The organism is Inquilinus limosus MP06 (assembly GCF_000767795.1).
GTDB lineage: Bacteria > Pseudomonadota > Alphaproteobacteria > DSM-16000 > Inquilinaceae > Inquilinus > Inquilinus limosus_E.
On the sequence record NZ_JANX01000200.1, the window covers coordinates 1 to 9,717 of the forward strand.

General features: G+C 69.8%; 6 protein-coding genes and 1 pseudogene. 4 read left to right on the forward strand and 3 right to left on the reverse strand.

Going from position 1 to position 9,717, the window contains the following annotated elements; all coding sequences use genetic code 11:
• The 3 genes from P409_RS16615 to glgB form a co-directional block, all read left to right on the forward strand.
• Nucleotides 1-1,551 (forward strand): alpha-amylase family glycosyl hydrolase (locus P409_RS16615; protein ID WP_034839522.1); only part of this gene is annotated, 1,551 nt, incomplete at its 5' end.
• A gap of 1 nt (nucleotide 1,552) precedes the next feature.
• The gene (gene treS / locus P409_RS16620; protein WP_034839526.1) at nucleotides 1,553-4,843 is read left to right on the forward strand and encodes a maltose alpha-D-glucosyltransferase; all 3,291 of its coding nucleotides are present in this window, start codon (nucleotides 1,553-1,555) and stop codon (nucleotides 4,841-4,843) included.
• Entirely contained in the window at nucleotides 4,836-7,031 is a 2,196-nt protein-coding gene (glgB, locus tag P409_RS16625) for a 1,4-alpha-glucan branching protein GlgB (RefSeq protein WP_034839530.1), read from the forward strand. Before treS ends, glgB begins: the two co-directional genes overlap by 8 nt.
• Before the next feature lie 27 nt (nucleotides 7,032-7,058).
• On the opposite strand, the gene arfA is transcribed toward glgB, so the two are convergent.
• Genes arfA through P409_RS39970 form a run of 3 tightly spaced genes read right to left on the reverse strand, consistent with a single transcriptional unit; the run spans nucleotide 7,059 to nucleotide 9,639 of the window.
• On the reverse strand, nucleotides 7,059-8,609 hold the full coding sequence (gene arfA, locus P409_RS16630) for an arabinosylfuranosidase ArfA (protein WP_034839533.1): 1,551 nt from the start codon (nucleotides 8,607-8,609) through the stop codon (nucleotides 7,059-7,061).
• Nucleotides 8,610-8,641: 32 nt separating this feature from the next.
• Complete coding sequence (locus P409_RS16635) at nucleotides 8,642-9,487, reverse strand: ABC transporter ATP-binding protein (RefSeq protein WP_034839538.1); 846 nt, start codon at nucleotides 9,485-9,487, stop codon at nucleotides 8,642-8,644.
• Nucleotides 9,484-9,639 carry a hypothetical protein gene (locus P409_RS39970; RefSeq protein WP_430515642.1) on the reverse strand — a complete coding sequence of 52 codons (156 nt, stop codon included), beginning with the start codon at nucleotides 9,637-9,639 and terminating at the stop codon, nucleotides 9,484-9,486. Before P409_RS39970 ends, P409_RS16635 begins: the two co-directional genes overlap by 4 nt.
• Here P409_RS39970 and P409_RS41575 point away from each other — a divergent pair.
• Nucleotides 9,631-9,717, forward strand: a pseudogene (locus P409_RS41575) (inositol monophosphatase family protein); the annotation flags it as partial. The gene P409_RS39970 and the pseudogene P409_RS41575 sit on opposite strands and share 9 nt — an antisense overlap.

Genomic DNA, 9,717 nt, shown 5'->3' on the forward strand with positions numbered 1-9,717 from the left:
ATCCGGGCCGAGCTGGAGGCGCTGCTGGCCGGCTTCGCCGAGGCCGCGCCGGCGGAACGGCTGGCGCGGCTGCAGGCGCCGGAGACGGCGGCGCTGATGGCCCAGGCGGACCGGCGGCCCTTCGCCATCCGCCAGGAGCCGCCCCAGGCGGTGGATGCCGAGCGCCGCGCCGCCGGCTTCGCCAGCTGGTACGAGCTGTTCCCGCGGTCTGCCAGCGGCGACCCCAACCGGCACGGCACCTTCGACGATGTGATCCGGCGGCTGCCGGCGATCCGGGCGATGGGATTCGACGTGCTGTACTTCCCGCCGATCCACCCGATCGGCCGGAGGAACCGCAAGGGCCGCAACAACACCCTGACGCCGGGGCCGGAGGATCCCGGCAGCCCCTATGCCATCGGATCCGACGAGGGCGGCCACGATGCGATCCACCCGCAGCTCGGCACCATCGAGGATTTCCGCCGGCTGCGCGACGCGGCGGCGGAGCATGGGCTGGAGCTGGCGCTGGATTTCGCCATCCAATGCGCCCCCGACCATCCCTGGCTGCGCGAGCATCCCGGCTGGTTCAGCTGGCGGCCGGACGGGTCGATCCGCTACGCCGAGAACCCGCCGAAGAAGTACCAGGACATCGTCAATGTCGAGTTCTACGCCGAAGGGGCGGTGCCCGATCTGTGGCGGACCCTGCGCGACATCGTCGCCTTCTGGGTCGGCGAGGGCGTGCAGCTGTTCCGGGTCGACAACCCGCACACCAAGCCCTTCCCGTTCTGGGAGTGGCTGATCGCCGACATCCGCAGCCGCGACCCAGGCGTGGTGTTCCTGGCCGAGGCCTTCACCCGGCCGAAGGTGATGTACCGGCTGGCCAAGATCGGCTTCTCGCAGTCCTATACCTACTTCACCTGGCGCAACGGCAAGGCGGAGCTGACCAGCTACCTGACCGAGCTGACCACCACGGCGCCGAAGGACTTCTTCCGCCCGCATTTCTTCGTCAACACGCCGGACATCAACCCGCAATTCCTGCAGACCAGCGGCCGGCCGGGATTCCTGATCCGCGCCGCGCTGGCGACCACGCTGTCCGGCTTGTGGGGCATGTATAACGGCTTCGAGCTGTGCGAGGCGCAGGCGGTCCCCGGCAAGGAGGAGTATCTCGACAGCGAGAAGTACCAGCTGCGCGCCTGGGACTGGGACCGGCCGGGCAACATCGTCGCCGAGATCACCCGGCTGAACCGGATCCGCCACGCCAACCCGGCGCTGCAGACCCATCTCGGCCTGACCTTCTACAACGCCTTCAACGACAGCATCCTCTACTACGGCAAGGCGACGCCCGATCGCGGCAACGTGCTGCTGGTCGCGGTCAATCTCGACCCGCACCGGCCGCAGGAAGCCGATATCGAGATCCCGCTGTGGGAATGGGGCCTGCCCGACCATGGCGCCCTGGCGGCCGAGGAGCTGATGACCGGCCGGGAGCTCACTTGGCACGGCAAGATCCAGCACATCCGCCTCGACCTCGCTTTGCCCTTCGCGATCTGGCGCGTCCGTCCGGCGCAGGAGGTGTGACATGCTCAAGCGGTCCCCCGCCCCCGGCTTCGAGGATCCGTCCTGGTACAAGGACGCGGTCATCTACCAGCTGCATGTGAAGTCGTTCTTCGATTCCAACGACGACGGGATCGGCGACTTCAAGGGGCTGATCTCCCGGCTCGACTACATCGCCAGCCTGGGCGTCGACACGCTGTGGCTGCTGCCCTTCTATCCGTCACCGCGGCGCGACGACGGCTACGACATCGCGGCCTACACCGAAGTGCATCCGGATTACGGCGCCCTGGCCGACGTCCGCCGCTTCATCGCCGAGGCCCATCGCCGCGGCCTGCGGGTGATCACCGAGCTGGTGATCAACCACACCTCCGACCAGCATCCCTGGTTCCAGCGGGCGCGGCGGGCCAAGCCCGGCTCCGCGGCGCGGAACTTCTACGTCTGGTCCGACACCGACCAGGCCTATGCCGGCACCCGGGTGATCTTCTGCGACACCGAAACGTCGAACTGGACCTGGGACCCGGTGGCTGGCGCCTATTTCTGGCACCGCTTCTACTCGCACCAGCCCGATCTGAACTTCGACAATCCGCGGGTGCTGGCCTCGGTGCTGCGGGTGATGCGGTTCTGGCTCGACCTCGGCGTCGACGGGCTGCGCCTTGATGCCATCCCCTATCTGATCGAGCGCGAGGGCACCTCGAACGAGAACCTGCCCGAGACCCATGCGGTGCTGAAGCAGATCCGGGCTCATCTCGACGCGCGCTATCCCGGCCGCATGCTGCTGGCCGAGGCCAATCAGTGGCCGGAGGATACGCAGGAGTATTTCGGCCGCGGCGACGAATGCCACATGGCGTTCCACTTCCCGCTGATGCCGCGCATGTACATGGCGATCGCGCGCGAGGACCGCTTCCCGATCACCGACATCATGCGGCAGACGCCGGAGATCCCGGAGAGCTGCCAATGGGCGATCTTCCTGCGCAACCATGACGAGCTGACGCTCGAGATGGTGACCGACAGCGAGCGCGACTATCTCTGGGAGACCTACGCCGCCGACCGGCGCGCCCGGATCAATCTCGGCATCCGCCGCCGCCTGTCGCCGCTGCTCGAGCGCGACCGCCGGCGCATGGAGCTGATGAACAGCCTGCTGCTGTCGATGCCGGGGACGCCGGTGCTGTACTACGGCGACGAGATCGGCATGGGCGACAACATCCATCTCGGCGACCGCGACGGGGTGCGCACGCCGATGCAGTGGTCGCCGGACCGGAACGGCGGCTTCTCCCGCGCCGACCCGGAGAAGCTGGTGCTGCCGGCGATCATGGACGCGCTCTACGGCTTTCCGGCCGTGAACGTCGAATCCCAGGGGCGCGACCCGCATTCGCTCCTGAACTGGACCCGCCGGATGCTGGCACTGCGCCGCCGGCACCGCGCCTTCGGCCGCGGCACGCTGCGGTTCCTCTATCCCGGCAACCGCAAGATCCTGGCCTATCTGCGCAGCTTCGAGGACGAGACCATCCTGTGCGTCGCCAACCTGTCGCGGGCGCCCCAGGCGGTCGAGCTGGACCTCGCCGATTTCGAGGGCCGCTCGCCGGTCGAGCTGACCGGCGACACCGTGTTCCCGCCGATCGGCCAGCTGACCTATCTGCTGACCCTGCCGCCCTACGGCTTCTACTGGTTCCATCTGCAGGCCGACGCCGCGGCGCCGCGCTGGCACCACGACCCGCCGGAGCAGATGCCGGAATTCGTCACCCTGGTGCTGCGCAACGGTCTGGCCGACGTGCTGTCCTCCGCCTCGCGGCAGATCCTGGAGACCGAGAGCCTGCCGGCCTATCTGCCGAAGCGCCGCTGGTTCGCGGCCAAGGACCGGCGCATCGACGCGGTCCGCATCGCCAGGGCGACGCCACTGCCCGGCACCGAGCTCATGCTGACCCAGGTGGAGGCGACATCCGGCGGCACCACCGATTGCTACCAGGTGCCGCTCGGCATCGCCTGGGAGGATGGCAGCCTGCCGGCGCTGCAGCAGCAGCTGGCGGTCGCCCGGGTCCGGCGCGGCCGCCGCGTCGGCTTCCTGACCGACGCCTTCTCGCTGCGCGAGCTGCCGCTGGCCCTGGTCGAGGGGCTGCGGACCGGCCGCACCCTGTCCACCGACGATGGCGAGATCCGGTTCCAGCCGACGACGCGGATGGAGGGCTTCGAGCTGCCGGCGGATATCGAGATCCAATGGCTGGCGGCGGAGCAGTCGAACAGTTCGCTGGTCCTCGGCGACCAGTTGGTGCTGAAGGTGATCCGGCGCATCCGCCCCGGCATTCATCCCGAGGCCGAGATGGGGCGCCACCTGACCGAGCACGGCGCCGCCAACATCGCCCCGCTGTTCGGCGAAGTGGTGCGGATCGGCGCCGATGGCGAGCCGCGGACCCTGGCGATCGTCCAGGGCTATGTCCGCAACCAGGGCGATGGCTGGAGCTGGAGCCTGGACAATCTGCGCCGGACCGTCGACGAGCTGACCCTGACCGAAGGGGCCGCCGACGGCGAGGGCTTCGCCGACGAGGCCGGCTTCGCCGCGGCGATCGGAAGGCGGCTGGCGGAGATCCACACTGTTCTGGCCCGTCCCTCGGACGACCCCGCCTTCGCGCCCGAGCCGGCCGATGCCGATGCGGTGCGCGGCTGGATCGAGGAGGCGCGGGTCGAGATCGACGGCGCGATCGCCACGGTCGCGGCGATGGGCGACTGGGCGGACGCCGTGACGGAAGCGGCGGCCAAGCGGCTGCTGACGGGCCAGGACAGGCTGGCCCGGCTGGTCGAACGCCTGGCCGATGCGGGCCGCGGATCGCTGCAGACCCGGGTCCATGGCGACTTCCATCTCGGCCAGGTGCTGGTGGCGCAGGGCGATGCCTATCTGATCGATTTCGAGGGCGAGCCGACCCGGCCGATCGCCGAGCGCCGGCACAAATCGAGCCCGCTGCGCGATGTCGCCGGGCTGCTGCGGTCGATCGACTACGCCGCGGCCACGGCGGATGACGCCACCCGCGATTCCATCCCCGAGGCAATGCGGGCGCAGCGGACCGCCCTGCTGCAGCGGTACCGGACCGAGGCGTCCCAGGCCTTCCTGGAGGCTTACCGCACGGTCGCCCGGGCCGCGCTGCACCCCTGGGCGACGCCGGAGGCGGAGGCGGCGCTGATCGCCCTCTTCTCGCTGCAGAAGGCCGCCTATGAGATCCGCTACGAGGCCGCGAACCGCCCGGGCTGGATCGGCCTGCCGATCCGCGGCCTGGCCGCGCTGCTGGACCAACTCACCGCCGCAACGGAAGCCTTGACCCATGCCTGACGTCGCGCTGCCGACCGGCCTCGATCCCGCCGCCCTGGACGCGATCGCGGCGGGGCGTCATGGCGATCCCTTCGCGGTGCTCGGCCCCCACCCCACCGGGGACGGCATCGCGGTCCGTGCCTGCCTGCCCAATGCCGACAGGGTCGAGGCGGCGGCGCGATCGGATGGGCGCCGCCTGGGAACGCTGAAGAAGGTCCATCCGGCCGGGGTGTTCGCCGGCGTGCTGAACGAGGCCGAGCCCTACCTGTTGCGCATCGGCTGGCCGGACGGCGCGGTGCAGGAGACCGAGGATCCCTACGGCTTCGGCGTGCTGCTGGGCGATCCGGACCTGCACGCCCTGGCTGCGGGCGACCCGGAGGCGGTGCGGCGCTGCCTGGGCAGCCGGGTGGTAACGATCGACGGGGTCGAGGGCACCCGCTTCGCCGTCTGGGCGCCGAATGCCAGCCGGGCCTCGGTGGTCGGCGAGTTCAACAGCTGGGACGGACGGCGTCATCCGATGCGGCTGCGCCATCACGGCGGGGTGTGGGAGATGTTCATCCCCCGCGTCGCCGACGGCGCGCTCTACAAGTTCGAGCTGCTGGACCGGCACGGCAACCTGCTGCCGCAGCGCGCCGATCCGCTGGCGCGCGAGACCGAGATGCCGCCGCGCACCGCCTCGGTGGTCCCGCTGCCCCTGCCCTTCCGCTGGACCGATAGCGAATGGATGCAGGGCCGGAGCGACCGGCAGGCCACCTCGGCCCCGATCTCGATCTACGAGCTGCATGCCGGCTCCTGGCTGCATGGCGACGACGGAAAGCCGCTCGGCTGGGACGGGTTGGCAGAGCGGCTGGTGCCATACGTCGTGGGGATGGGCTTCACCCATCTCGAGCTGATGCCGGTCACCGAGCATCCCTTCACCGGCAGTTGGGGCTACCAGCCGCTCGGCCTGTTCGCGCCGACCGCCCGCTTCGGGCCGCCGGAGGCCTTCGCCCGCTTCGTCGATTCCTGCCACCGCGCCGGCGTCGGCGTGCTGCTGGACTGGGTGCCGGCACATTTCCCCGGCGACGCCCATGGCCTGCACCGCTTCGACGGCACCGCCCTCTACGAGCATGAGGACGAGCGCGAGGGCTTCCACCGCGACTGGAACACCTGGATCTACAATCTCGGCCGCACCGAGGTGGTCGCCTTCCTCCTGGCCAGCGCGCTGGAGTGGCTCGATCGCTATCATATCGACGGGCTGCGGGTCGATGCCGTCGCGTCCCTGCTCTACCGCGACTACAGCCGCGGACCCGGCGACTGGATCCCCAACATCCATGGCGGGCGCGAGAACCTGGAGTCGATCGCGTTCCTGCGCCGGCTCAACACGCTGGTGGCCGAGCGCCACCCCGGTGCGGTGGTGATCGCCGAGGAATCCACGGCCTGGCCGGGCGTCACCGCCCCGACGACGGATAGCGGCCTCGGCTTCTCCTTCAAATGGAACATGGGCTGGATGCACGACACGCTCGGCTACATGGCGCGCGACCCGATCCATCGCAAACACCACCACAACGCGATGACCTTCGGGTTGCTCTACGCCTTCAGCGAGCGTTTCGTGCTGCCGCTGTCGCATGACGAGGTGGTCTACGGCAAAGGCTCGCTGCTGGGCCGGATGCCGGGCGACACCTGGCAGCGCTTCGCCAATCTCCGCGCCTATTTCGGCTTCATGTGGAGCTCGCCGGGCAAGAAGCTGCTGTTCATGGGCGGCGAGTTCGGCCAGGAGCGGGAGTGGAGCCACGACGCTCAGCTCGATTGGCACCTGCTCGATGACCCGCTGCATCGCGGCGTGCAGCGGCTGGTGCGCGACTTGAACCGGATCTACCGGGCCGAGCCGGCGCTGCACCGCCGCGACGCCGAGCCGTCCGGCTTCACCTGGCTGGTGGCCGATGACGCGGAGGCCAGCGTCTTCGCCTATCTCAGGCATGGCGGAGATGGCGATCCGGTGATCCTGGTCGTCTGCAACTTCACTCCGGTGCCGCGGTTGGATTACCGCATCCCCGTGCCGGACCGGACGCAATGGCAGCCGATCCTGAACACGGACGACCGGATCTATGGCGGTGGCGGGATCGTCGGTTCGACCCCGCCCGTTGTCGATACCGCAGGTTCTACTCGCCTTGTGGTGTCGCTGCCGCCGCTGTCGGCCGTGATCATGCGGCAGCAGCAGGGTTTGTGAGGCCTGTCGGGCACCTCGCCTGCAGGGTCACGCCGAGGCCGACAGCCTGATCACGTTCCAGGACGCAGGCCCGAGCGTCGCCGAGATCCGACCGCCGTCGACGCGCACACCGGTTAACGTGCGAGGCCGGACCCGGTCCGGCGCCTCCCTGGTGTTGGTCGCCGAGAGATCGTCGTCACGCATCTCCAGCGCCTCGCCGAGGCCGAGGGCGCCGAAGCCGTGCGCGTCGATCTCGATCGGCGCCGGCTGGTCGAGATGGCGGTTGAGCAGGAACAGCGTCACCGTCCGGTCCGCCTCGTCGTGCACGGCGGCGGCCTTGACATAGGGCACCTCCGGCAGCGGGAAGGCCAGGTCGGCCGTGCCGCGGGGGTCGTGATAGGTCGCGGCATAGGTCGGCGAGTCCACCTGCGCCCGCAGCACCCGGCCGCGGCCGAGATTGCTGAAATGGGCGAAGGGATGGAAGATCGTCTGCCGCCATGCCGGGCCGCCGGTCTCCGTCATGATCGGGGCGATGGCGTTCACCAGCTGCGCCAAGCAGGCGCAGCGGACCCGGTCGGCGTGGTTGAGCAGCGAGATGCAGGCCCCGCCGAAGGCCAGCGCATCCTTCATGTTGTAGACCTCCTCCAGGATCTCCGGCGCCACCGGCCAGCCCAGCTTGGTGCGGCCTTCGCTGCGGCGGCGCGTGCGGTACCAGACGTTCCATTCGTCGAAGCTGAGCATGATCCGCTTGGACGAGCGCCGGCGCGCGGCCACGGCGTCGACGATGGCGACGACCTCGTCGATGAAGGAGTCCATCAGGTCCGGGCTGGCGAGGAAGGCCTCCGTGTCGCCGGCATAGTCGTTGAGGTAGGTGTGGAGCGAGATGTACTCGACATGCTCGAAGGTGTGCTCCAGCACCGTGTCTTCCCAGGCGCCGAAGGTCGGCATGGTGCGGCCGGAGGACCCGCAGGCGGCGAGCTCGATCGAGGGGTCGACCCATTTCATCATCTTGGCCGCCTCGGTGGCCTTGCGGCCGTACTCCTCGGCGGTCTTGGTCTCCATCTGCCACGGCCCGTCCATCTCGTTGCCGAGGCACCAGAACTTGACGCCGTGCGGCTCCGGCCAGCCATGGGCGCGGCGAAGGTCCGAGAGCTCGGTGTCGCCGGGAAAGTTGCAGTATTCCACCAGCCGCCGCGCGGCATCGCCGTCGCGGGTGCCGAGATTGACCGCGAGCATCGGCTCGATCCCCGCCGCCCGGCACCAGTCGATGAACTCGTTGGTGCCGAAGGCGTTCGTCTCCTTCGACATCCAGGCGAGGTCGAGCCGCCGGGGGCGCCTGTCGACCGGCCCGACGCCGTCCTCCCAGTTGTAGCCGGACACGAAGTTGCCGCCCGGATACCGCATGATGGTCGGCGCCAGCTCGCGCACCAGGTCGAGCACGTCGCGGCGGAAACCCTTGGCGTCGGCGGTCGGGTGGCCCGGCTCGTACAGCCCGCCATAGACGCAGCGTCCGAGATGCTCGACGAAGGCCCCGAACAGACGGGGATCGGTGTCGCCGATGGCGAAGCTGCGGTCGATGGAAACCCTGACGGTCTGCATGGAGGACTCCGGGAAGCGAGGGTGGGAAATGGTCAGGCCGCCGGCTGGGACCTGGGTTCGGCGGGGCGCTCGTCGCGCCAGGCGTCGCCGATGGGCAGAACCGCCTGCAGCAGCCGGATGGAATAGGGGTGGCTCGGGGCGTCGAGCACGGCGCGGGCCGGCCCGCTCTCCACCACCCTGCCCTTCTCCATGATGATCAGCCGGTCGCTGATGGTGTAGGCGGTGGCGAGGTCGTGGGTGATGTAGATGATCGAGACGCCGAACTCGTCGCGCAGCGTCCGGAACATGTTGACGATGGTCATGCGCAGCGAGGCGTCGATCATCGACACCGGCTCGTCCGCCACCACCAGCGCCGGCTCGGGCACCAGCGCGCGGGCGATGGCGACGCGCTGCAGCTGGCCGCCGGACATCTCGTGCGGGAAGCGGCCGCGCACCTCGGCGAGCGACAGCCCGACCTTGCGCAACGCCGCGTCGGCCCGGGCCTCGACCTCCGCGCGCGTCCGGGCGCCGCAGAAGCGGCGGGCCGCCATGTACAGGTAGCGGTCGACCCGCTTCAGCGGGTTGAACGCCTCGAAGGGGTTCTGGAACACCGGCTGCACCTCGGCCATGAAGGCCAACCGGTCGCGGCGGCTGCGGATGGTCGCGAGATCGCGGCCGCGGAACCGGATCGACCCGCCATCGGGCGACATGCCGTTCAGGATCATCCGCGCCAGCGTCGACTTGCCCGAGCCGGACTCGCCGATGATGGTGAAGACCTCCGGCCGCTCGCTGGCCAGGGCGAAATCGACCCCGTCGACGGCCCGCACGACGTGGCGCCCGAACAGGCCGCCGGACCTGAAGGTCTTGCCGACCTGCCTGACCTCGAGCAGCGCGGTCATGACAGCGGTGCCCCGGCAGCACGGGCGCTGGCGACATGGCAGGCGACGCGATGCCCCGGCTCGAGCTCCTCCAGCGGCGGCGCCACCTCGCGGCAGCGCGGCACCGCCAGCGGGCAGCGCGGATGGAAGCGGTGCAGATGATCATGCCGCATGTCGCCGGCATCCGCCGGATGGGCGCGGCGTCGCTCGACCTCGCCTATGTCGCCGCCGGCGGTTCGACGGCTTCTGGG